This is a genomic window from Chlamydiota bacterium, from assembly GCA_016178055.1.
Classification (GTDB): domain Bacteria; phylum Auribacterota; class JACPWU01; order JACPWU01; family JACPWU01; genus JACOUC01.
This window is the reverse complement of record JACOUC010000034.1, coordinates 55,385-78,350: the sequence shown is the minus strand read 5'-3', so window position 1 is coordinate 78,350 and position 22,966 is coordinate 55,385. Positions and strand designations below refer to the sequence as shown.

Here is a 22,966-nt window from a genome sequence, read left to right as displayed (position 1 = left end):
ATGATTGTTTTTTTTATTTTTTGGACAGGATATGCCGGGTCATCTGATCAAGACGTGATTGATGCAACGGTTGATCGGCATCGAATTCCTCTGAATGAAAGCACCGTTTTAACCATTACTGTTACAGGTTCAAATATTGAAAAACCCATTATTCCAGATTTGCAGGGTTTAGTTGCCCATTCAGCGGGTCAGTCCCAAAATATTACCATTATCAATGGCAAAATGGCTTCATCTGCGTCCTATACCTATATTTTAGAGCCTCAGTCGCTGGGAAAATTCACCGTTCCTCCCATTCAAGTTAAACAGGATCAGAAAGTTTATCAGACTTCACAGATAGAGATTGAAGTGGTTCAGGCGGTAGAGGAGAAAGGAGGGGGGCCTTCTCACAGGAGACCTCTTCCGATGGGGGAAGTTCCTGCTTCTAGAGAGGAAGAAAAGGCTCAGAATTTAATTTTTACGAGAGCTGAAGTTAATTTGAATGAAGTTTATGTGGGTCAACAAATTATGTTCTCTTTTAAATTATATCGTAAGGTTAATTTTTTGGGTCAACCGGCTTATGCCCCACCCAATTTTTCCGGATTTTGGGTAGAAACGATTCCTTCTGAAAAGACCTATTATGAGGTGGTTGATGGGGAAAAATATCTTGTTTCAGAATTAAGAACGGCCCTTTTCCCAACCACATCGGGTGATTTAACCATTGGCCCAAGTGAACTTAAATGTCAGATTCCATCAGGACGTAGGAGGAGTGCTTCTTCATTTTTTGATGATGACCCCTTTAAATTCTTTGATTCGGATCCCTTTCAAATGTTTGAGGGAAGACGATTAAATTTGAAAACAGATCCTATCGTGGTTAAGGTAAAGGAGCTTCCAAAGGAGGGACAACCTCCCGATTTCTCAGGGGCTGTAGGGGAATTTAACATGAAGGCAGATGTTGACTCACCTAAGGTGAAAGCAGGAGAGCCCATCACCCTTTCGATTACTTTAGAAGGGGAGGGGAATATTGGAACATTGACTGAACCCCATCTTGATTTTGGAGATGCTTTTCGAATATATGATTCGGGACATTCGGAAGATATTAAAAAAGATCAGGACCCAATTCATGGTAAAAAGGTTGTAAAAAAAGTTGTAATTCCAACGCGAGAAGGACACCATGAAATTCCAGGTGTTTCGTTCTCTTTTTTTAGTCCTGAGAAAAAATCTTATCAGACCCTTCGTACTTCTGTGATTCCTATACAAGTAGAGAAGGGAAAAGGGGATCTTTCACCACAACTTTCTCTCAAGGAAGAAACTAAAAATGATTTTAAGATGCTTCAAAAAGATATTCAATTTATTAAAACTGATTTTAATGCTTTCACCCATCGACAGAGGGTGCCTCGCTCAAAAATGATGGTTGCTAGTTTAGGGTTTCCACTTTTTTTTCTAATGATTTCCTTTTTGGTTTGGTTAAGGCGTAATTTCGTAGCCCGAAATTTTGAAGGGGTGATGGTTCAGCGGTCCTATCGATCGGCGCTTAGAAAGTTGAAAGCCCTTCGTCGCTATAGGGGAGATAAAAATGCGAATGAATTTTACGCAGGGATTGAACAGGTTTTGACCGATTATCTTTCAAAGAAGTTGGGTTTGGCTCTTCAAGGATATCGTTGGGATGAAATAAAAATTCAATTAGAAAAGCGAAAGGCTGATGAATCCCTTTTGAAATTGATGGAAGAGATGTTTGAAAAATCGAATTTAGGGCGTTTCACTCCGATGGAAAAGTCAGGGTTAGCTCAAGAAGAGATTCTTAAAGAACTTAAAAATATTTTGGCTCAGTTAGAGAAAAAAATATGAAAAATTTTATACAGAGATTCCTCTTTCTCGTCGTTATTTATTTTCAATTTGTGCCTTTCTCAATTCAGGCGAGTTCATTTTTTGAAACACTTTTTAAGGAAGGCCAAAAGGCTTACACAGAAGGGGATTTTAAAAAGGCCCTTAGCAATTTCAAAAAAATAGAAAAGGGCGGTTTTAAATCTAGCGAAATGGATTACAATATGGGCAATTGTTATTTTAAATTAGGAAAATTAGGAAGAGCGATTCTTTTTTATGAGCGTGCCCTTCGATCGAGTCGAAGGGATCAGGAAATAAGGCTTAATCTTGAATTTGCACATAATCTTCTCCAGGATAAAATGGCTCCTTCTCCCCACATGTTTCTTCTTCAGCCCTTTGAGTGGATTGCCAAGCGTTTAAGCCTTTGGGAACTCGTGCTCATCAATGTTATTTTTGGGTGGTTTATTTTGATGAATCTTTCATTCATTTTTTTGATCCCTAAAGTCCGATCTAAACTTTGGATGACAGCGGGAGTGCTTGCGTTATTTCAAGTGATATTTCTTACTTCTTGGTATATTGTTCGTCGGGATGAAGTGATGCACCCCAAGGGAATTATTTTGATAAAAGAGGTGCAGGTTTTAAGCGGTCCTGGGAAGTCGTTCCCGGTCAGTTCTAAAATTCATGAAGGATTAAAAGTGATGATCGAGGCTCAACAAGGTGAATGGTCAAAGATTGAACTTCCCAATGGTTGGATAGGTTGGGTAAAGTCAAAAAGTTATGGGAGGATTTAGTGGAAATTATCTTGCAGCTTTTTCTTCTTTTTTTGTCGATTGTATTGCATGAATGTGCCCATGGATGGGTTGCTTTATTGAGAGGGGATCGAACGGCCAAGAACGAAGGACGTTTGACGCTGAACCCACTTCCGCATATTGATCCTTTTGGAACGGTCGTTCTTCCATTGCTTCAGGTGCTGTTGACGGGAAGAGTATTTTTTGGCTATGCAAAGCCTGTTCCCATCAATCCCTCTGCCATGAAAAATCCCAGGCGAGATATTTTATGGGTAGGATTGGCAGGGCCTTTGATGAATTTTATTTTAGGAGGGGTTGCAGGAACTCTCGTTCATTTTCATGTTAATCAGCATCTTGTTTTACCAGGAGCTCTCTTTCATAGTCTTCTTATTTTTTGTGTCATTAATCTTTGGCTGGGTCTTGTCAATCTGGTGCCTGTTCCCCCTTTAGATGGTTCTCGAATTTTGGCAGGACTTTTGCCTCGTAGAACTCTTCCTCATTGGATGACCTTTGATAAAATAGGTTTTTTTATTCTACTTCTTTTAATGGGAACAGGATTTTTTGATAAGGTTATTGCTCCTGTGCTGGATGCTCTAGTTCAGTGGGTAACAGGATTGAGGTAAAATGAAGCAGGTGCTGACCATTGCAGGGTTTGATCCTAGTGGTGGAGCAGGGATTCAGAGAGATCTTGAGACTTTTAGGGCCCATGGAGTCGAGGGAGTTTCAGTCATTACCGTTGTGACTTCGCAGGTTCCTTCAAAATTTAACCATCTTTATATTCTTCCTAAAAAAATTATTTCAAATCAGCTTTCCCTTCTTTTAGAGACTTATCCGATGAGGGTTGTCAAGACAGGTCTTCTTTATAAAAAAATGGTTGTGGACCTTGTTTCAAAGAAAATGGCAGAATATTCTGATGTAAAATTAGTGATTGATCCCATGATGGTTTCTTCTACCGGAAGACTTTTACTTGAACCTAAGGCCCATTCCCCTCTCAAAAAAATGATGGCCCAAGCTTTTCTGGTCACTCCTAACCTTCATGAAGCCTCTGTTTTGGCTGGGTTTGCGGTCACCCAGATTGCTCACATGAAAAAAGCAGCTCAAGCAATATTCCGTTTTGGATCAAAATATGTTTTAGTCAAAGGAGGTCATTTAGAAGGGGAACCGGTTGATATTCTTTACGATGGAAAAGATTGCTTTGAATTTCCTCATCAAAGAATTTTGGGGAAAGGTTTTCATGGTTTGGGTTGTCGATTTTCAGCAGCATTGACCGCACTGATTGCAAAAGATATTCCTCTTCCAGAGGCCATTCCCCAAGTGCAAGATTTTATGGAAAAGGAGATTATGAAACTTGTGACAACCGATTGATGGATATGCTATCGTAGTGAACATTATGAAATGTGGATACTGTTTCACTCACAACTCACCACTTACCACTCACAACTAATGATGAAGCATTTATGGGCACCCTGGCGTCTCAGGTATATTAAGCATATTCCTGAAAAGGGGTGTATTTTTTGTAAAAAGCCCAAAGAAAGAAAAGATAAAAAAAATCTTATTCTTGCGAGAGGAAAATTTAGTTTTGCGGTCTTAAATCTTTTCCCTTATAGCAGTGGGCATTTTATGGTTACGCCCTATCGGCACTTGGGCGATGTGTCCTTGCTCGCTCCGGAAGAAATTCAGGAAATGTTTCAATACATTAATCAGTTTAAAAAAATTCTGATCAAAAAAATGAAGCCTCACGGATTTAACATTGGAATGAATTTAGGACGAGTGGGAGGCGCTGGAATTGTTAATCACGTCCACATACATGTTGTTCCCCGTTGGAGTGGAGACACGAATTTTATGCCGGTGTTGACGGATACAAAGGTATTACCTCAGTCTCTAAGTGATACTTATGATATGTTGATAGACTGCTGAAAAAGGCCATTTTCTGCGTTACATGCTGCGCTTCCTTGTCGACGTACCATAAAACGTACGTCTCCGCGGTCGCTTGCATGCGCCTTGAAACTGGCTCTTATGGAGGGGCTGTCGAAAGGGCTGAGAGGTTTGCTGGAAAAGGCGAGTATAAAAAAGCGTATGAAGTTCTTCTTAAATCGGTCGATAAAAAAGATGAAAGAATTGAAAAGCTTAAAAGCCTCATCCATTTTTATCGAGAAAAAGTGAAGAGTTTACAATGAGCCGTTCAATCTTCGTCCACTCCCTATGAAGAGAGTGAAGCTGCTCATCGAGCCTGGAGAGAGGCGTTAGATGAGCAACACACGGCTATTTTTAAGAAATTTGGTAAGGAAAAAGAAGAAATGTTAGAGGAGGCAATTGAGAAATACAGGAAAATCGTTGTATCTTATCCTTTGAGTCCAGAGGCTGAACAGGCTCAATTCCAGATTGCCAAAATCTATGATAAGTTTTTGAAGGAAGCACGCAAAGCTGAAAGCGAATATCAAAAATATATCTTGCGATACCCTCAAGGAAAGTTCGTTAGTGATGCAAGAGAGAAAATTAAGTGAATGCTACCAACTTGGAGTAATCTATTAAACAGTTACATAGCTTATAAAGGATTCTTTTTCCTATCGACTGTGGACTATTGACCGTCGAGCGTTGACTATCTTTGTGTTCAATCATGAAAACATACATTCGCCTTTTGATTATTTTGATGGTTATTTATGTGTTGGGCTTTCCTTTAGTTTTTGGGCTTATTAAAGCAAGAAAACACCTTTTTCCTGTTTCCTACCGATCGCTTATTTGCCAGGTTGCACGGGAATATCATCTTGATCCTTTATGGGTGGCAGCTCTTATTTATGCGGAGTCCGGTTTTAGAGCGAATGCTGTTTCAAAATCGGGTGCGATGGGTTTAATGCAATTGATGCCTGAAACCGCTCGAGATCTTGCCCACGAAAAAAAACTAAAAGAATTTAAAGTTGAAAATTTAATGGATTCTAAGACCAATGTTCAATTAGGATGTCTTTATTTAGAAAAATTAAAGGGTGAATTTAAAGATTTAGAAAAAGTTTTAGTGGCTTATAACGCTGGCAGAATCAATGTGTTACGATGGCAAGAGGGCGAGGATATGCTTTCAAAGGCCTATCCTGAGACACGCAAATACGTCACAAAAATTCATCGGGTTTTTTGGATTCTGAAATTTTTGGATGGGATTTACAAGTTTGAGTAAATCCCCACTCTATAAGCGAACGAGACTCTATTTTGCAGTCACAAAATCCTTAATATCATCAATAAACCCAGGTTCATGTGGGTCCTCTTTAAATGTTTTCTTAAACCGATCTTGCTCGTCCGTTTGAACATCGCCTGTGATAATCTTGGGTGTAAGAAAAATAACTAATTCTGAGCTGTCGACTGTATTTTCAATTTTCTTAAAAGGAATACCAAGAATAGGAATACTCCCTAAAATAGGGATCTTACTGACTTCTTTATGAACAGAACGATCGATCAATCCTCCAATCACAATGGTCACACCATCCTTGACCATCACACGGGTTTTGGCGTTCGAAGTTCTAACAATGGGAATTCGGTTCCCTGAAGAGGTTACAAGAAAACTGGCAACTGAACTGACCTCAGGTTCAATCTCCATGGTCACGAAACCATCTTCGTTAATGCGAGGTTTTACTTTCAAGATAACACCCACTTGAATGAAATTTACATTTTCTGCGGTTGTCGCGTTGGTGGTGTTTTGAACCACGGTGTTGGTGACATAGGCCTCGTTTGTTCCCACTTGAATTTTTGCTTCTTCATTGTTTAAAACGGTAATTCTGGGGGTTGATAGGATGTTGACATCCCCAGTCCTTTTGAGAAGATCCAAAACAGCTTGATAGGGATTTCCTAAACCATCATTCCCTCCCTTACCCAATCCTTGAAGTAAAAGCCGTGCGCCTGGGTGGTTTGCTATTCTTTGGTCAAAGGGCGGAATACGTGTGGGAACTCTTTGTTCAAAGGCTTCTACCTGACCCGTGTCTAATTGTGGAATTTCAGAAAGGACTTCAAATCCAGAAGAAAGATTGAGATTAAATGCATGATCGGCAAGCGTGGTTGCAATAAACTCCCAGTTAATTCCAAATTTAAAGTTTTTGTTGAGTCTCACTTGTACCACTTGGGCTTCAATGAGGACTTCTCGATGTTTTTCATCAAAGGCATCGATAATTTTTCTCATGCGCTCCATTTTTTCGGGCAAGTCTGTAATGGCAATTTTATTGGTTCTTTCATCGGCTCGGATATACCCAATTCCTTCAGTGATTTCCTTTTCAATTTTTTCTTTAACCTCATCAAATTTCCCGTACTTAAGGTTAAAAACTTCTGTTTTAACATAGGGAGCAGTATCGTATTCTTTGATGATGCGGGCTATAATTTCAGATACTCCCACAACATCCGTCACAACGACCTTGCTTGTTGCTGGATCAATTTGAATGCTTCCTCGTTTGCTTAAGAAAGGTTTTAGTTTTTCTTCAATGACTTTGGGCTCTGCGTGAGCCAAAGTATAGACTTCTGTTTTGAGGGGGACATCCAGGGCTTTGATGGTTTGGGAAATCAGATTTAGGCTCTCTTCTGTATCTACCACAATGATGGAGTTTGCATTTTCATCTGTAAAGACTTTACCAATACGAGATTTCATGCCTTCAACAACAGGTTTCAAAAGTTCCGCCTTGGTTTGAAGAAGAGAAAAAACCCTTACTTTTGTTTGATTGCTGAAGGTTCGTCCAAAAAGGAGTTCATATTCTCGTGTGGTGAAGACGCGAATAATATTGCCATCTCTGACGTAGGCTAAATTATTTGTTTCAATAATCATTTTGAAAGCGGCCCAAATATCGACATTTTCAACAAAAAGAGTGACGCGCCCTCGCACATCGTTACCTGCAATGATATTGAGTTTTCCTTTTTGATTCAGGACATTAAAAACTTCAATAATGTCCATGTTTTTTAATTTCAATGAAATCTTTCCCGGTTCAGAGGGGGCTTTGAGTGGAGCCTCTTCCGCTTGAGTTTCTTGTTTATTTTCTTCTTGGCTTACTTGTTGCCCCTGAAGATTGGAACCCAGAAGAAAAAGAAAAATGATGAAAAGGATGCGGCGACAAATCATAAAAACTCTCCTATGAGTTATTTTGTTAGAACTTCTAAAAAAACTTCTACTTTTGGAGACCTCTCAAAAAGGTCCCAGATGCAAGGCGCCTGCGAGTGAAGAAGGAGGCGTACATTTTCTCGTACGCCGCACGACTGAACGAAGCAGGCAACGCAACAGATGGGCCTTTTTCAGAGGTCTCCTTATTATAAAGTTAGTTGTCCTTCTTCATCTCGATATCGTAAGAGGAGAGATCCTTCTGTGACCTCTACCACTTCGAGCTGGCCAATACGATCTCCCGATTTCACATAATAAACTTGTCCATTGGATTTATCTTCTACAATCCCTTCAGGTTGATCCCCTGGAATGATTCCTGACAAGCTCAAATTTTTTACAAGCTCTGAAAGTCCTACGGACCTTTCTGTCGGAGTCATGACGGGGGGGGGAGGGCCGATGGTTTTGAAAATATCTCTTTTTTCTAAAATTTTTGAATAGGTGTCAAAACTTTCTGCTTGTTGATTCAAATTTGAGGGGAGTTCCAATGATTCAGATGAAGGGATCTTCCTTATGGGCAGTGGGAAAATGGGCTCTCCGATGAGATATTGATATCCTAAAATAGATATTAAAAAGATCACGAGCCCACTGCATGAAAAGGATAGGATTTTAATGGGTTTGACTGAATTGATCGAAGAAGATTTTCGAGACAGATCCCTTTTGGGAAGAGGGATTGGAAGAGTCTCTGCAGACTCTTTTCCTGATAGGTTCTCAGGTTTTGCTTCTCCTCGCCCTTCTTTAATAAGCTTGAGTAACTTCTCTTCCGGAGTAATGTCGCTCGACATTTAAGAATGTACCTTCCTCGTTCACAACCTCTTCGACCAAAGTCTCGTCCACTTGAAAACGTTCATTCATGGCTGTTTTTAACAGGCATTGATGGCAGAGTTGAGTCATTTTTCTTAAAAATCCATTCGAAAATTTCCAAATTTTTTCAATGGCCTCGGGAGTAAAAAGCATCTTCCCTTCAGGCCATCCTGCTTGAATCAAACGATACTGAATAATTTCTTTTGCCTCTTCAAGTTCCAGAGGTCTTAAAACATGTTTAGAAGTAATGCGATCATAAAAATTGGGAAGACTGATTAATTTGGGGACAATCTCAAGTTGAGAAAACAGGATCACTTGAAGAAGCTTCCGATCGTTGGTTTCATAATTGAGAAAAACTCTTAATACTTCAAGAAGTTGTGTCGACAATTTTTGCCCTTCGTCAATGACGAGGACAATCGTTTTTCCTTCGATCATATTTTTTTCATAAAGAAAATTTTCTACTGCCCTCTTAAAATGAAGTGTATTTTGTCTTAAAGGACGAATTTTAAAAAGATCGACCAGCATGCTCAAAAACTGAAATTCTGTCTGAAAACTTGGATCAAAAATCAGATAAAACTCAAAGTCAGAATCCTCATGAAAATTTCTTAAGAGTGTTCGAGCCAGAGTGGTCTTTCCAGTGCCAATGTCGCCTAAAACGATGTTGAGCCCTCTCTTTAATCGAATGGAAATTTCCAGACGGGCCAGTGCCGTACGATGAATCGGAGAACGGTAAAAAAACGTTGGGTCAGGACTTGTTGAAAAGGGTTCTTTCTTTAGGCCAAGAGCCGCAAGATAACTCATAGGTTTTTGTCTTTGTCTTTGGAATTTTAAACATTTTAACGAATCGTAAGAGGAATAACAATAAAACAATGTTACGCCCTAATTTTTTCTTTTTTGTTGAAGGGTGATAGAAATTCCTATCGATTGGTCAGGGGCGAGGGTTCCAACGTCTGCAGAAGGTTCTAGGGTGTATGCTAAACCGCTCGATTCCAAAGAGGATTTAAAATCTTCCCAGCGATCGGAGGGGATATACGACCGCAATTGGTAAATAGGCTTTTCTGTCTGGAAGATAATTTTACAACCGATATTCTCGACAAGCCCCTTGGCTTTGCTCCAGTCCTCCGCCAAAGAATCGGAGTTAATCATCACCACTCGATAAACCTGCCAAGTTTCTTCTGTGCTTGTGACAGAATATCCAGGAAACCCCGTCGAGGAAGGCTCGAAGGGAATTGTAGGAGGAGGTGCTGGAATTGCGGAACCCGTTTCATCCAAAATCCATTCTGGACGTGTGGTAAGGGGAGGTTCTCCTGCCGTTGAAGTTAAATCAGGGTGATTAAGATGGATTATCTTTTTTATTTCTTTGGGCTTGGAAGTGGAAAGGGGTAGAGGGGCTTTAGAAGGCTGCAGAGTCAGAGGAGGTTTCGTTACAAGTAATTTTTTAGGAACAATGGATTGGGGTGGCGCTTGAAGCTCTTTTCCTCTGTGTTTAGCCCAGTAAAGAATGAATATGATCGATATGCAGGCAGTAAGAATAAAAATAAATTTTTTGGCCATTTTAAAATCCATTCTAAAAAAGCATCATACAGTATTGAGCGAACATCGGTCAGTAAAAAAATCTATTTCTTCGATCCGTGTAGGAGGATCATAGATCGGCAAGAAACGTTAAATTTTAATTCTTGCCGATCTATATAATAATTCAACAGATTGGCAAGAATTGATTGACAAGCGATATTTGCCGATCTATACTCAATCTATGTTTGTTGGACGAGAGAATGAATTCAAAATCATCCAGGAGGCAGTCGCCTCAAACCGAGCGGAGTTTGGTATTGTGTACGGGAGGCGCCGCATCGGGAAAAGTGCGCTCTTGATGCAGTTTAAAAAACATAAGAGCGACTTATATTTTGAGGCTTTACAAAAAGTTTCTACCCTCAAACAGATTGATCATTTCACAGACCAACTGGCAAGAGAGACCCACACCCCCAAAATTCTCGCTCGTAACTGGAAAGAAGCCTTTGATGGACTCACCCCTCATATCCAAAGGGGAAGGCATTACATTGTTTTTGATGAATTTCCCTGGATGGCATCAGGCCGTACCGAGCTCGTCTCCATTTTAAAGTTTTATTGGGATATGATTTGGAAAAAAAATCCAAAGCTTACGCTTGTTTTGTGCGGTTCCGTGACAAGTTTTATGCTGAAGCATTTGATTCATTCTCAAGCTTTGCATAATCGAAAGACTTTTGAGATAAAGCTGGAACCTCTTCCTGCCAATGAAGCAGCCTTATTTTTTAAAAAATATCGTTCTAACTTTGAGATGGCCAAATTCCTAATGGTCTTTGGCGGCATCCCTAAATATTTGGAACAACTTGATCCGACTCAATCTTTTACCTCCAACATGGACCGTCTCTGTTTCACAAAAAACTCATTTTTTATGACCGAATTTGAGACTTTGTTTAAAGAACAGTTCAAAGTCATTAAGACCTACGAAACCATCGCAGAGGCTTTAGCAAAACATAGCGATTCAAAAGAAGGCTTGGCAGAGCGAATCCAGATGAAACCCGGGGGCGGCTTATCCGGATATATTCAGGCGCTTGAGCAGGCTGATTTTGTGAAGGTGTTTTCTCCTTTATCCATCAGAGGAGGGGGCGAAAAAACGAAAAAGATTGTGTTATGGGATGAATGGCTTCGGTTCTATTTTTCTTACCTTAAACCAAATAAGCATGTGATAGAAATGAACACGAAGCCGGGTTTATTCCAGCAATTGGCTGGGAAAAGCATTGATACCTACTTTGGACTGGCATTTGAAAGATTATGCATGAAAAACCTTCCGGGATTGTTATCGGCGGCTGGTATCCCGCTGAATGAAATTTTGGGTTATGGCCCTTTTTTCAGGCAGCCTGCCAGAAAGAAGGGTTCGAAGGATGTCGGGTTGCAGATTGATATTCTTGTGCATAGGCAAGGACATGTCTTGACGGTTATGGAGTGTAAATTTTTGACTTCCCCTATAGGTCTTTCCATTGTCCAGGATGTTGAAAGGAAAGTTGCTTTTCTCAAACCCAAGAAATTTTATACCGTAGAAAAAATGCTCGTTTGCACCGGACCCATTACCAGAGACTTGCAGCAGAGTGGATATTTTCACAAGATACTGGATCTCGATGCATTGTTTGCTTCGAAGGCAAAATCTGGGTGTCCATAGAATTTTGAATTTTTGTCTGTCATTTTGCATTTTGAATTTGACCCTCCAATCGTTCTTGAAAATCAAGAGCCTAATTGCTAGACTCGTCCCTTCTGGAATTAAACCCAGATTTTGCAATAGACGCGTGAACCGAGACGCAAGAGCTTGAGCCAGATTGGCCTGAAGAAAACGTAGACATACATTGACAGATGTCTGTCGAGGCTTTCTGAAGGCCAAGGTGGCCAAGATCTTGCGTCGAATTCCGCGGTCTATTGCAAATTCTGGGTTAAATGAACTTGAGGAATAATTTATGCTTCAGTGGATTCTCGGCAAGACCATCGGCACAAAGAATGACCGTGAGGTAGCTCGACTTTGCAAGTGGGCTCTTCTCGTTAATGAAAAAGAAAAAGAATATCAAAAACTCACAGATGAAGAGATTAAAGCCAAGACGATTGAGTTTAGAAAGAGATTGTCTGGGGGGGAATCCTTGGACGATCTTTCTACTGAAGCTTTTGCCGTTGTTAAAAACGTGTGTCGACGCCATGTTGGGAAAAGTTGGGATGTTGTGGGTCATCAGCTCAAATGGGAAATGATTCCTTTTGATGTTCAGCTTGTAGGAGGGAAGGTCCTTCACCAGGGAAAAATTGCGGAAATGGCAACAGGGGAAGGAAAAACTCTGGTGGCTACGCTTCCCGTTTATTTAAATGCGTTAGTCAATCCTGTTCATCTGGTGACGGTAAATGATTATTTGGCTCGCCGCGACTGTGAGTGGATGCGGCCCATTTATGAATTTTTAGGGCTGACGGTTTCCTATCTTCAGAATGATATGGATTTTGAGGCTCGTCGAAAGGTTTATGCCTGTGACATTGTTTATGGCACCAATAGCGAATTTGGCTTTGATTATTTGAGGGATAACAGCATGGCGAGCCGCCAGGAAGAGCAGGTTCAACGCGGCCATTTTTTTGCGATTGTGGATGAAGTCGATAGCATTTTGGTGGACGAAGCCCGAACTCCTTTGATTATTTCAGGTCCCGCATCAGTCTCCACTCACCGCTATGACCAGGTTAAACCCCTTGTTCAAAATCTTTTTCAAAAACAAAGTTTGCTTTGCAATCGTCTCTTAAAGGAAGCTCGCGATATTTTGGATAAAGACGGGGCCACCGATGAAGAAGAAGATGCCGCGGCCATTAAGCTTTTTCAGGTTCTGAAGGGAATTCCTGAGCATCGTCAACTTCTTAAAATGATGGAAGATCCGGAAGTAAGGCGAATGATCGACAAAACAGAACTTCAGATGATGAGTGATCTTCGCAAGGAAGAGCGCTTTAAAGTATTGGAAGAATTATATTTTACGATTGATGAAAAGGGTCACGATGTCGATTTAACGGATCAAGGTCGAAAACTCATTAGTCCTCATGATGCTGATGAATTTGTTTTGCCTGATTTAGTGAATGACCAACAAGACATTGATGCTGATGAGACTTTGACTTCTGAAGAAAAAGAGAGAAAGAAGGAGAAGCTTCAGGTTGAGTATGGTGAAAAAAGTGAAAAAATCCATAATTTGGGTCAACTGCTTAAGGCTTATTCTCTTTTTGAAAAGGATGTTGATTATGTCATTCAAGACAATAAAGTCATTATTGTGGATGAGTTTACAGGTCGTTTAATGCCAGGTCGGCGTTACAGCGATGGACTCCATCAGGCCCTGGAGGCAAAGGAAGGGGTGAGTATTGAACGGGAAACACAGACCTTTGCAACGATCACGATTCAAAATTATTTTAGAATGTATAAAAAGCTCGCTGGAATGACAGGAACCGCTGAGACTGAGGCCAATGAATTTTTTCAGATTTATAAATTGCCGGTCATGGTGATTCCAACCAATGACAAAATTCGCAGAATCGATCATAACGATGTGATTTATAAAACCCGTCGGGAAAAGTTCAATGCCATCATTGATGAAATTACTGAATGCTATCAAGCCAAGCGCCCCGTCTTGGTTGGAACGGTTTCTGTTGAAACCTCTGAAGTTTTAAGCAGACTCCTCAAAAGACGCAGCATTCCCCACTCGGTTTTAAATGCCCGATATCACCAGCAAGAGGCTGAAATTGTTTCAAGGGCGGGACAGCCGGGAGCTGTGACCATTGCGACTAACATGGCTGGACGAGGAACGGATATTAAACTGGGGCCGGGGGTGGTCAAACATTCAAATTGTGCTTTAATTGCCGCTCGTGACGGAAGAGAGGTTTGCCCTTTCATCAATGAATTGGATTGCTATAAAAAAGTTCCTTGCGGCCTTCACGTGATTGGATCCGAGCGGCATGAATCTCGCCGAATTGACCGCCAGCTAAGGGGCCGCAGCGCCCGTCAGGGAGACCCCGGTTCATCCCGATTCTATATTTCTTTGGAAGACGATTTGATGCGTCTCTTTGGTTCGGACCGGATTGCGCGGGTCATGGATAAAATGGGGATTGAAGAGGGACAAGACCTCACTCATCCTCTTTTGAACCGATCGATTGAGACGGCTCAAAAAAGGGTGGAACAGAGAAATTTTGGAGTTCGTAAGCATACCCTTGAATTTGATGATGTGATGAATAAACAGCGTCAGGTCATTTACGATTTTAGGAATCGGGTTCTTCAGTCCGAAAATCTAAAAGAAGATGTCCTCAATATTATTGAAGAGGTTTTGTCCATCAAGGTCGATGAAATTTTTTCCGGGAAGACTGACGAAATTGATTTGGCTGGACTTCTGAAATGGGTGGATTCTAATTTTCCTCTTCACCTTTCAGATCGTATTTCCGAGTTTGAGGAGAAAACAAAGGAAGAAGTAACTCAGACTCTCATTGATGAATTCAAGTCTCTTTATGAATTTAAAGAGAAAATTGAAGAAGAAAGAATGCGCCGTCTCGAACAGGTCGTCCTTCTCAAGGTGATTGACCGTCTGTGGCGGGAGCATCTTTATAATATGGATTCTTTGAGAGAGGGGGTGTACTTAAGGGCTTACGGCCAGAAAGATCCCCTGGTTGAATATCGTGCTGAGGGCTTCAATATGTTTTCTGAAATGATGTATGATATGAAGGCTGAAATTACAAGGGAAATTTTCCGCGTTTCCGCGAGTCCTCAATACTTTGAAAGCGTTATGAAGCGTGTTCCAACAAAGTTGATTCATCAGGAGACTCAGCAATTTCAATCTGCGCCAGTTTCTCAAGGAGCCAATGGAGGATCTTCTCAAGATCAACCCTCATCTGAAGGAATGCCTCTGGTGAATCGCTCATCAGCCCCCATTCGACGGGATCTCCCAAAGGTGGGGCGCAATGATCTTTGCCCTTGTGGAAGCGGTAAAAAATACAAGAAATGTTGTGGAGCGTAAAAACAGTTTAAAGTTAAAAGTTTAAAGTTGAAAACTCTAAACTCTTAGCCGTGGGCTGTTTTTTAGTTTTTTTTCTTTGAACCTTAAACCTTAAACTTTGAACTGTCTTTACTTGAACTGTATTTATCTGTCCTTAATATCTTTTTTTCTTCTTTTTCTTTCCCTTCGTGGAAGTTGCGCCGGAGTCACCGCCTGGATTGCCTTTTTGCCTTTGTTTTATCTTTCCGATAGGGTCAAAACTCCAGAGAAATCGTGCCTCTGGTGGACGCTCACAGGCCTGGCGCTTTATCTGGCATCAGCTGCCTGGCTATCCCAGGTTACCGTCATAGGAACTCTTCTCCTTTCGTTGATTCTCGCCTTTTATTTTGGTGTTTTTGGCTGGTTTTCAAAAAAAATATGTCCCTCTCATCCTCTTGGCTCGATCCTATTTTTATCCAGCCTGTGGTCCTTTCTTGAATATTTGAGAACCTTAGGATCTTTAGGTTTTCCCTGGTTCTTTTTGGGATACTCTCAATCGCAACATCTTCCCTTGATTCAGATGGTTTCTTGGGGGGGAGAAAGCAGTCTTTCATTCTTAATTTTTTTTATTAATCGCTCCCTTTACGAAATTTTATTTCCGAAAAATTTATCCATTTCTAAAAAAATTGTTTTGGGTTTTATTTGTATTATTTTAGTTGCCGGAAACTATTTTTATGGGATGTGGCGACTTGCCAAGGCTCATTCTTTGGAAAGTAAAGGGCCTGTTTTGAAAGTTACAGTGGTTCAGGGGAACATTCCTCAAAGTGAAAAATGGGATATTAAAGAAGAACGTTCGAACTTCCGTCGATATACAAATCTTACTTTAAGAGCTGCAAGATCCCATCCGGACTTGATTGTCTGGCCTGAGACAGCCCTTCCTGGAAATTTAAAGACGGAGAGGCATCTTCAAAGAAAAATGTCTAAACTTGCCCATCAAGTTGGGGCCTATCTTTTAGTGGGGGGAGAAGATGACCGTTTATATCCCCAGAGAGTGGTGACCAATACAGCTTTTTTACTCAATTCTGATGGCCAGATTGTCGGACAATACGATAAAATTCACTTGGTTCCCTGTGGAGAATATGTGCCACTGCGAAAATGGATTCCGTGGGTTGCCAATATGACTTTGGGAGAAATTGATTTCTCTGGGGGACAAAACTTTAAAGTTTTTGAGATTAATGGGATTCATTTCTCGAGTGTGATATGTTTTGAAGATATTTTCCCTGGGCATGTCCGAAAATTTATTTTAAAAGGGGCCGAGCTGATGATTAATTTAACCAATGATGCCTGGTTTGGTATTTCTCGATCGGCCGAAGAACACTTAAACCTTGCCCGTTTTTCTAGTGTCGCGAATGGGGTGGGCCTGGTGAGGGCGACCAATACGGGTGTTTCAGCCTTCATTTCTCCTTATGGGGAAATTTTGGGAAAGGTTCAAAATAAAGAAGGGGACACTTTAGAAATTGAGGGTTTCAAATCTCAGGAAATGAGAGTGGAGCGTGTTAAAACCCTCTATGCCCAATACGGTGACTTTTTTGCATGGATCTATAGTCTAATGGTAGCTCTATTTCTTGTAATATCAAAAATCAAAATCCAAAAATCAAAATGACAAACTAAAATTCAAAATTTATCTGTGTCTTTGTCTTGAAAAATATTTTAATTTTGATTTGTCATTTTGGTTTTTGATGTTTGATTTTTGGATTTTCACTGTTAATTTAATTTTATTGAAAATAACGAAGATTATTTCAAAACTTGAAAGGGGAAGAAAGAGTATGATGCCAAGTGAGATTGCAGACAGAGTAGAAAAGGTGGTCAAGAATTTGGGGGAGCTCAGGAGGTATCTTTGACTACGATCATAAAATAGTGCGTCTAAAATCCCTTGAAGGGGAAATGGCTCTGGAGGATTTTTGGGATCAGGGTGAAAAATCAAAGAAAATTATTGAGGATTTAAAACTCCTTAAATCAAAGCTTGAGCCCGTAGGTCGTTTAGAGAAGGAAGTACATGATCTCCAGGCCATTTTAGAATTGGTGAAGGGGGACGACTCTCCAGAGGCTCATGAATTAAGAGAAGAACTTGAGAAAAGTCTTATTTTAGTTGAAAAAAATCTTTCTGATCTTGAGCTTCGTAATATTTTAGGTGGCCCTTATGATCGTAATCCAGCCATTTTGACCGTTCATTCGGGTGCGGGCGGAACCGAATCTTGCGATTGGGCTGAAATGCTTTTAAGAATGTATCGGCGCTGGATTGAACGTCACGGTTTTAAAGATGAAATTACAGAAATTTTGCCTGGAGAGGAGGTAGGGGTTAAGAATGTGACTTTAATTGTTGAGGGCGATTACGCCTATGGATATTTAAAGGCGGAAAAAGGCATTCATCGCTTAGTCCGGATTTCGCCCTTTGATTCTAATAAACGCCGTCATACCTCGTTTGCTTCTATCGATGTAATTCCTGAAATTACTGACGACATTCCAGTCGATTTAGATGAAAAAGATCTCAAAATTGACACCTTTCGTGCGAGTGGGGCTGGGGGACAACATGTGAACAAGACAGATTCAGCGGTGAGAATCACCCATCTTCCGACAGGGATTGTCGTGAGTTGCCAAAATGAACGCTCTCAACATAAAAATAAAGCGACAGCCTTTAAAATTTTAAGGGCCCGAGTTTATGCTCTGAAGCAAAAAGAACAAGAAGAAAAAATGGCCAAAGTTTATGGTCAAAAAGCCGATATCGCCTGGGGAAGCCAAATTCGTTCTTATGTGTTTCAGCCCTATACCTTAGTCAAAGACCATCGGACAGGGGTCGAAACTTCAAATGGAAATGCGGTCATGGATGGAGAAATTGATTTATTTATTCAAGCGTATTTGAAAAAAGGACCAAATTGAGTTTTTTAATGATAAAAGTAACCCCTCCAACTCCCCTTAAACTAAGGGGAGAGTAAATCGCTCTTTATTTAAGGATATCGAACAGTAACCAGGGGAGTTTTATATTCCCCTCTTAATTTAAGAGGGGTTAGGGGAGTTACAGTCCGGGGAGTTATTCAATACCCCCTCTTTCTTTCAAAGAGGGGTGTGGGGAGTTATTCCTTTAATCTTTGGCATATAAAATGCTAGTTTATGAGTCTGATAAGACTCCTGATTTAATAAGGGGGATGTTTTATGTATAAATATTCCAAAAAACGAGGGTTTACGCTGGTTGAACTATTGGTGGTCATAGCCATTATTGCCATTTTGGCCAGCATGCTCTTGCCGTCCCTTGCCAAAGCCCGCCGCCGGGCAAATCAGGTTAAATGCCTGAACAACCTCCGTCAAATCATCATGGCCATTCATACCTATTCAATGGATTATCGAGAGCTTTTTCCAAACACTGGAGGGACAAAAGATGATAATCATGGAGGTAAGGCATCTTTATGCTTGCTTGCACGGTCTGGGTATTTGCCTATCCCTGCGGCAGGTTCACCAACAGGCCCTTTTCATGGCTCGCCCGTCCTTAGGTGTCCTTCGGGTAATGCTACCGATGATAGTGACTACAGGGGAGTTGATTATCAATATGACAATCTGTTATCTGAATTTAGCTCGAGTGATTCAGCTGTTGCGAACGATGACGATCCAAAGGGGGCGGATGATACTCACCCAGGGAATCACGATGCCCCCAAAGCCTTTAATGTTGTCTACGTAGATGGACATGAGGACAGCGTTACCACCGATCCTGGAAACACAGGCGAATAGAAGCATAATATGTTAAGGCAGATTAATGGTAAGCGACTCAATCGAGGTTTCACTCTTATTGAACTCCTTGTGGTCATGGCAGTTATTGCAATTCTTGCTGGTATGCTACTTCCAGCTTTAGCTAAGGCCCGTCGCCGTTCCAGCCAAACAAAATGTTTAAGTAATCTTCGACAGATCATCATGGCTATTCATACGTATTCCATGGATTATCGTGAAAAATTTCCAACGACTGGAGAGATTGATCAACCGGCCCCAATTAACCCTCTTTCCTACAATGGGAAAAAATCTTTGAATTTGCTTCGAACATTACAATATTTTCCTCAATACAGTAATGTTATGAAATGCCCAGCTGGAGATGCGAAAGAGAATGTGAGTACTTTTGAAGGAGTTGATTATGAATATGATAGAACTTTATCGGAATTTAGTTCGAGTGATTCAGCTGTAGCCAATGATGATGGGGCTCTTGATTTAGGTGGAATGATGAGCAAGGGCAATCATGATGATCCCTTGTCCATTAATGTGGTTTACGTTGATGGTCATGCCAGTGGAACTTCTAAAGATCCTACCAATACAAGCGAATAGAATATTCCCGCTCTTACTTTTTCATAAATAAAAAATCTAAAACGCGTTTTTTAAGCTCTTTTTGAGCGAAAACCACACATTCCTTAAATTCTTAAAATAAAATGTTTTTAAAACACATTAAAATTTATTTTCTATAATTAATTGTAAATAAGGTACTTAAAAATAATTATAAAATATTTTTTTTAAATATTATTTTGGCTTAGGAATTGCTACTATATAGGAATTGCTAATTGACTTAGGCATTGCTGTTAGATGGGTAGGTTAAAGGACTAAATCAATTTTGAACAAAAAGGAGAAAAAGTTATGAAGATTAGGAAAAGTAAAAAAGGATTTACATTAATTGAGCTCCTCGTCGTTATCGCCATCATTGCGATCTTGGCCAGCATGCTCCTCCCAGCCCTAGCCAAAGCCCGTCGCCGTGCAAGTCAGACCAAGTGCTTGAATAATTTAAAGCAGATTATTACATCAATTCATACCTACTCGATTGATTATAGAGAGTTATTTCCTACGACAGGGATTGCTGGTCAAGGGAAGAGCTCTTTAGATCTTCTAAGGACATCTTTATACATGACAGACGTAAATGTTTTTCAATGCCCTTCTACCGGAACAACAATTGCAGCGAGTGCCTTTATTGCAGCGAGTATCCAATATCAGTATGACAATACCTTGAATGAGAATTCTGCCTCAGATTCACCTGTTGCTATTGACCAGGAATTTACTAATGCTGCTGGTGTTACTGTTGTTGGTCCTCATGATGCTCCACGTCCGGCGAACGTAGTTTTCGTTGATGGACACGCAGACTCTACCAGTACGAATCCGTCAGGACCTACAGCTTAATTTTCTTTTTTGTAGGAAGAAAGTTTTTAAAAGAGTGCCCCGACGTTACGTCAAGGCACTTTTTTTTTATTACAAAAATCATGAATGACATTGCTCTTCCTTTCCCATAAAAGAGACAGATTACTATGTTTCTATGTTTCCGTCCGTATTCCCTTGTAATATGTGTAATCACATATTACACTCATATTTGTCTGGTAAGGAGAGCCTAATTTATGCCAAACATGACGTTAGCCATTCCAAAAGAATTAAAACAGCGTATGAGTCATTTTAAAGAGATTAACTGGTCAGAGGTCGCACGAGTTGCCATTTGGGAAAAGACCCGTATCTTGGAAAAAATGAAAGAACTTCTTTCAAAAAGTTCTCTCGGTACGTTGGAGATAGAGAGGAACAGTGTTCAGATAAGGAAACGTGTTTTCAAGAAACATCATAAGGAAGATTAGATTGGAATTAGTTATTGATGCTAATATTCTTCTGGCGTGTTTTAAAAAGGAAGCTTTTACGAGAGAGCTTTTATTGGATGCGCGCTTGAGTCTTTTTGCTCCAGAGTATTTAATTTTTGAAGTATCAAAACACTTAAGAGAAGATGCTTCATTGAGAAGGAGAATTGGTTTAACGATAAAAGAAATAGATCATTTGTTAATTTTGTTAACACAGAATATTAAAACAGTTCCTTATCAATCTTATCAGTCATATTTTTCAAAAGCATTGGTCTTGGCTCCTCACGACGAAGATGCACCCTACTTGGCTCTTGCCCTCTTTCTTAAAATTTCTGTATGGTCGAATGATAAAGGTTTGAAAAATCAGACTGATGTAAAAGTTTATTCGACGACGGAGTTGGCATATTGGTTAAGAAAATAATTTCTACCTCTACGAATCGCCCAAAATATTTTTTTGATAGACTCCCAATCGTTTGTTTAGTATTCCTCGTTCTTTCTATTCCCCTCGCTTACAGTTCCATCACCTATTATCCGACTCAGATTAAAAACTTAGTCTTTGGACTAGGGGGGTGTGTTCTTCTTTCAATTATTTTTTTAAATTTTGATGAGGTTCGAATCTTTAAGATTAGAAATCGATGGATGGATGGTCTTCTTCTTCTGTTTTGGGTGGTGAATGCTGTGAGTCTTTTGATGAGTTCATCGCATCTTTCAGCTATTCCGTATCTTTCAGAATTGGGCCTTCTGATATTCTTTTTTTATGCCTATGCCAGGCTAGCTGAAAAGGGTTTTGCACATTTTTTTATCAAGATCAATAACCTTGCTCTTCTCTTTATTCTTGGAATGGGAATATTTCAAATTCTCTTTCATCAAAGTCCTTGGTTGGGGAATAAGCCAACATCCTTCTTTGGAAATCCAAATTTTTACGGGGCTTATCTTATTGCACTTTGGCCTGTGTTGCTTCTTGGGTTAAGAAATGAAATAAACCCCCTTGCCCCCCTTAAATTAAGGGGGGGGAAAGCGCTGCAATTTATCTCTCTTATTGATCTCATCCTCTTTATGATCAATGCCGTTTTTATCCGCTCCTGGGCGATGGTTTTGAGTTTGGGGCTGAGTATCCCTTTTTTAATTCTTATTCATTTTAAAAATCGTCGATTGCGGTTAGGGACTCTTGGGGTCTACGGAGCTTTTGTCATTTTTATTTTCCAAATTCCCTGGGTTAAAGAATCTTTAGTGACACAAATTGTTCAAGATGTTCGCCCCTTTATTTGGAAGGGGACTCTTCAACTCATTCAAGATCATCCCTTGTTGGGATGTGGACCGGGTCAATATTTTGTCTTTTATCCCCCATACCGGATTCCAGAATATTTTATCAATTCAGAAAGTGTCGATAATACAGATCATGCTCATTCGGAAATATTGGAACTTTTTGCTGAGACGGGGATTATCGGGGTATTGGTTTTTATCCTTTTCTTGCTTTTGCTTGGCATTAAAGCATTTGAAAGGGCAAAGTCTCTAGATCCCTTTTCAAAAAATATTCTTTTTTCTCTTCTTTTAGGAGCCCTGCTTCTTTATTTTGAGAATTTATTTGATGTCAATTTGCGATACTTATCGTCCAAGTTTGTCTTTTGGTCTTTTTTAGGGACCAGTTATGGGCTTTGTTTCCTAGACAAAGGGGAAAAGAAGTCCTTCAGAAAAAATTCATTTGTTCAAAGAATTATCTGTTTTTCAGGTGTGATCGTTTCCGTGACTGTTTTTTACCAAGGATTCTTTCGCCCTTTTCTTTCGGAGGTTTATTTTGAAAAGGGTGTTCAGGCAAGAAAACAGGGTTTTTACGAGAAGGCGCTTTCTTTTTATCAAAAAGCGCTTCAAATAAACCAGCAACATATTGAGGCGAGATACAGGATGGCCTTTTTATATGGTTTGATGGAGAGAAATGAAGAAGCAGCAAAAACTTATGAGAAGGTCATAGAATTTGCCCCGTTTTTTGCTTCAGTCCATGGTAATTTGGGAACGATTTATAGTCGCATGGGGGATTTAGAGAAGGCGGGTCAACATTTGTTGCTTCAGGTCAGGATGAATCCCTATGACCCGAGCCGTTTGTGTAGTCTTGCCTCTGTGGTCCTGAGAACAGGGCAAATAGAAAAAGGGATGCTTATTTTAAAGAGGGTGCTTCTTTTAGACCCTAAGAATGAGTTTGCACACGAAATGATTCAAAAAATAAAAGCAGAGAAATGGGCATAAAAAACAGCCTCTCATGATGGAAGGCTGTTTTTTAAATAATTTAAAACGGATCTGATAATCCCACCACCTGCTATACCATCAATGGGTCCG

At 40.2% G+C, this 22,966-nt stretch carries 22 protein-coding genes; 18 read left to right on the top strand and 4 right to left on the bottom strand.

Translation table 11 applies throughout. From position 1 onward, the window contains the following. From HYS07_04475 to HYS07_04440, 8 genes are all read left to right on the top strand, one after another. The gene (locus HYS07_04475; GenBank protein ID MBI1870432.1) at positions 1-1,824 is read left to right on the top strand and encodes a protein BatD; all 1,824 of its coding nucleotides are present in this window, start codon (positions 1-3) and stop codon (positions 1,822-1,824) included. Further along, on the top strand, positions 1,821-2,591 hold the full coding sequence (locus HYS07_04470) for a hypothetical protein (protein MBI1870431.1): 771 nt from the start codon (positions 1,821-1,823) through the stop codon (positions 2,589-2,591). The genes HYS07_04475 and HYS07_04470 overlap by 4 nt, the downstream gene beginning before the upstream one ends. Next, the gene (locus HYS07_04465; protein ID MBI1870430.1) at positions 2,591-3,211 is read left to right on the top strand and encodes a site-2 protease family protein; all 621 of its coding nucleotides are present in this window, start codon (positions 2,591-2,593) and stop codon (positions 3,209-3,211) included. Before HYS07_04470 ends, HYS07_04465 begins: the two co-directional genes overlap by 1 nt. Before the next feature lies 1 nt (position 3,212). Beyond that, on the top strand, positions 3,213-3,953 hold the full coding sequence (gene thiD, locus HYS07_04460; GenBank protein MBI1870429.1) for a bifunctional hydroxymethylpyrimidine kinase/phosphomethylpyrimidine kinase: 741 nt from the start codon (positions 3,213-3,215) through the stop codon (positions 3,951-3,953). An 81-nt stretch (positions 3,954-4,034) separates the two neighbouring features. Continuing rightward, positions 4,035-4,505: an HIT domain-containing protein gene (locus tag HYS07_04455; protein ID MBI1870428.1), complete on the top strand. Its 471-nt coding sequence runs from the start codon at positions 4,035-4,037 to the stop codon at positions 4,503-4,505. A 77-nt stretch (positions 4,506-4,582) separates the two neighbouring features. Continuing rightward, the gene (locus tag HYS07_04450; protein MBI1870427.1) at positions 4,583-4,765 is read left to right on the top strand and encodes a hypothetical protein; all 183 of its coding nucleotides are present in this window, start codon (positions 4,583-4,585) and stop codon (positions 4,763-4,765) included. Between the two features lie 120 nt (positions 4,766-4,885). Continuing rightward, a complete protein-coding gene (locus HYS07_04445) occupies positions 4,886-5,092 on the top strand; it encodes a tetratricopeptide repeat protein (protein ID MBI1870426.1) in 207 nt (68 codons plus the stop codon). A 113-nt stretch (positions 5,093-5,205) separates the two neighbouring features. Continuing rightward, positions 5,206-5,754 (top strand): lytic transglycosylase domain-containing protein, encoded by a 549-nt coding sequence (locus HYS07_04440; GenBank protein MBI1870425.1) that lies wholly within the window; start codon positions 5,206-5,208, stop codon positions 5,752-5,754. Between the two features lie 27 nt (positions 5,755-5,781). On the opposite strand, the gene HYS07_04435 is transcribed toward HYS07_04440, so the two are convergent. From HYS07_04435 to HYS07_04420, 4 genes are all read right to left on the bottom strand, one after another. After that, a complete protein-coding gene (locus HYS07_04435) occupies positions 5,782-7,671 on the bottom strand; it encodes a type II secretion system protein GspD (GenBank protein MBI1870424.1) in 1,890 nt (629 codons plus the stop codon). A 185-nt stretch (positions 7,672-7,856) separates the two neighbouring features. Further along, complete coding sequence (locus tag HYS07_04430; protein MBI1870423.1) at positions 7,857-8,489, bottom strand: hypothetical protein; 633 nt, start codon at positions 8,487-8,489, stop codon at positions 7,857-7,859. Beyond that, positions 8,443-9,309 carry an AAA family ATPase gene (locus HYS07_04425; GenBank protein ID MBI1870422.1) on the bottom strand — a complete coding sequence of 289 codons (867 nt, stop codon included), beginning with the start codon at positions 9,307-9,309 and terminating at the stop codon, positions 8,443-8,445. The genes HYS07_04430 and HYS07_04425 overlap by 47 nt, the downstream gene beginning before the upstream one ends. Positions 9,310-9,387: 78 nt before the next feature. Then, complete coding sequence (locus HYS07_04420) at positions 9,388-10,062, bottom strand: hypothetical protein (protein ID MBI1870421.1); 675 nt, start codon at positions 10,060-10,062, stop codon at positions 9,388-9,390. Between the two features lie 160 nt (positions 10,063-10,222). On the opposite strand from HYS07_04420, the gene HYS07_04415 reads away from it, so the two are divergent. From HYS07_04415 to HYS07_04370, 10 genes are all read left to right on the top strand, one after another. Beyond that, positions 10,223-11,701 (top strand): AAA family ATPase, encoded by a 1,479-nt coding sequence (locus HYS07_04415; GenBank protein MBI1870420.1) that lies wholly within the window; start codon positions 10,223-10,225, stop codon positions 11,699-11,701. A gap of 289 nt (positions 11,702-11,990) precedes the next feature. Then, entirely contained in the window at positions 11,991-15,041 is a 3,051-nt protein-coding gene (gene secA, locus HYS07_04410) for a preprotein translocase subunit SecA (protein ID MBI1870419.1), read from the top strand. A gap of 211 nt (positions 15,042-15,252) precedes the next feature. Then, complete coding sequence (gene lnt / locus HYS07_04405) at positions 15,253-16,662, top strand: apolipoprotein N-acyltransferase (GenBank protein MBI1870418.1); 1,410 nt, start codon at positions 15,253-15,255, stop codon at positions 16,660-16,662. 166 nt (positions 16,663-16,828) lie between these two features. Further along, positions 16,829-17,936 (top strand): peptide chain release factor 2 gene (prfB, locus tag HYS07_04400; GenBank protein MBI1870417.1). Its coding sequence is split into 2 segments (ribosomal slippage): positions 16,829-16,897 and positions 16,899-17,936, totalling 1,107 coding nucleotides; the frame shifts between segments, so codons are not numbered across the junction. A 273-nt stretch (positions 17,937-18,209) separates the two neighbouring features. Continuing rightward, positions 18,210-18,779 carry a type II secretion system protein gene (locus tag HYS07_04395; protein ID MBI1870416.1) on the top strand — a complete coding sequence of 190 codons (570 nt, stop codon included), beginning with the start codon at positions 18,210-18,212 and terminating at the stop codon, positions 18,777-18,779. Positions 18,780-18,788: 9 nt separating this feature from the next. Then, the gene (locus HYS07_04390; GenBank protein ID MBI1870415.1) at positions 18,789-19,361 is read left to right on the top strand and encodes a type II secretion system protein; all 573 of its coding nucleotides are present in this window, start codon (positions 18,789-18,791) and stop codon (positions 19,359-19,361) included. Positions 19,362-19,664: 303 nt separating this feature from the next. Then, a complete protein-coding gene (locus HYS07_04385; protein ID MBI1870414.1) occupies positions 19,665-20,198 on the top strand; it encodes a type II secretion system protein in 534 nt (177 codons plus the stop codon). Between the two features lie 233 nt (positions 20,199-20,431). Next, positions 20,432-20,638 (top strand): hypothetical protein, encoded by a 207-nt coding sequence (locus HYS07_04380; GenBank protein MBI1870413.1) that lies wholly within the window; start codon positions 20,432-20,434, stop codon positions 20,636-20,638. A 1-nt stretch (position 20,639) separates the two neighbouring features. Continuing rightward, positions 20,640-21,056, top strand: a complete 417-nt coding sequence (locus HYS07_04375) for a hypothetical protein (protein ID MBI1870412.1) — start codon at positions 20,640-20,642, stop codon at positions 21,054-21,056. Further along, positions 21,041-22,876 carry a tetratricopeptide repeat protein gene (locus HYS07_04370; GenBank protein MBI1870411.1) on the top strand — a complete coding sequence of 612 codons (1,836 nt, stop codon included), beginning with the start codon at positions 21,041-21,043 and terminating at the stop codon, positions 22,874-22,876. The genes HYS07_04375 and HYS07_04370 overlap by 16 nt, the downstream gene beginning before the upstream one ends. The last annotated feature ends 90 nt before the right edge of the window (positions 22,877-22,966 follow it).

Coding starts and splice junctions, on each gene's coding strand:
- HYS07_04475 (MBI1870432.1), top strand. CDS start 1: ATGATTGTTTTTTTTATTTTTTGGACAGGATATGCCGGGTCATCTGAT.
- HYS07_04470 (MBI1870431.1), top strand. CDS start 1,821: ATGAAAAATTTTATACAGAGATTCCTCTTTCTCGTCGTTATTTATTTT.
- thiD (MBI1870429.1), top strand. CDS start 3,213: ATGAAGCAGGTGCTGACCATTGCAGGGTTTGATCCTAGTGGTGGAGCA.
- HYS07_04455 (MBI1870428.1), top strand. CDS start 4,035: ATGAAGCATTTATGGGCACCCTGGCGTCTCAGGTATATTAAGCATATT.
- HYS07_04450 (MBI1870427.1), top strand. CDS start 4,583: ATGCGCCTTGAAACTGGCTCTTATGGAGGGGCTGTCGAAAGGGCTGAG.
- HYS07_04445 (MBI1870426.1), top strand. CDS start 4,886: ATGTTAGAGGAGGCAATTGAGAAATACAGGAAAATCGTTGTATCTTAT.
- HYS07_04440 (MBI1870425.1), top strand. CDS start 5,206: ATGAAAACATACATTCGCCTTTTGATTATTTTGATGGTTATTTATGTG.
- HYS07_04435 (MBI1870424.1), bottom strand. CDS start 7,671: ATGATTTGTCGCCGCATCCTTTTCATCATTTTTCTTTTTCTTCTGGGT.
- HYS07_04430 (MBI1870423.1), bottom strand. CDS start 8,489: ATGTCGAGCGACATTACTCCGGAAGAGAAGTTACTCAAGCTTATTAAA.
- HYS07_04425 (MBI1870422.1), bottom strand. CDS start 9,309: ATGAGTTATCTTGCGGCTCTTGGCCTAAAGAAAGAACCCTTTTCAACA.
- HYS07_04420 (MBI1870421.1), bottom strand. CDS start 10,062: ATGGCCAAAAAATTTATTTTTATTCTTACTGCCTGCATATCGATCATA.
- secA (MBI1870419.1), top strand. CDS start 11,991: ATGCTTCAGTGGATTCTCGGCAAGACCATCGGCACAAAGAATGACCGT.
- HYS07_04395 (MBI1870416.1), top strand. CDS start 18,210: ATGTATAAATATTCCAAAAAACGAGGGTTTACGCTGGTTGAACTATTG.
- HYS07_04390 (MBI1870415.1), top strand. CDS start 18,789: ATGTTAAGGCAGATTAATGGTAAGCGACTCAATCGAGGTTTCACTCTT.
- HYS07_04385 (MBI1870414.1), top strand. CDS start 19,665: ATGAAGATTAGGAAAAGTAAAAAAGGATTTACATTAATTGAGCTCCTC.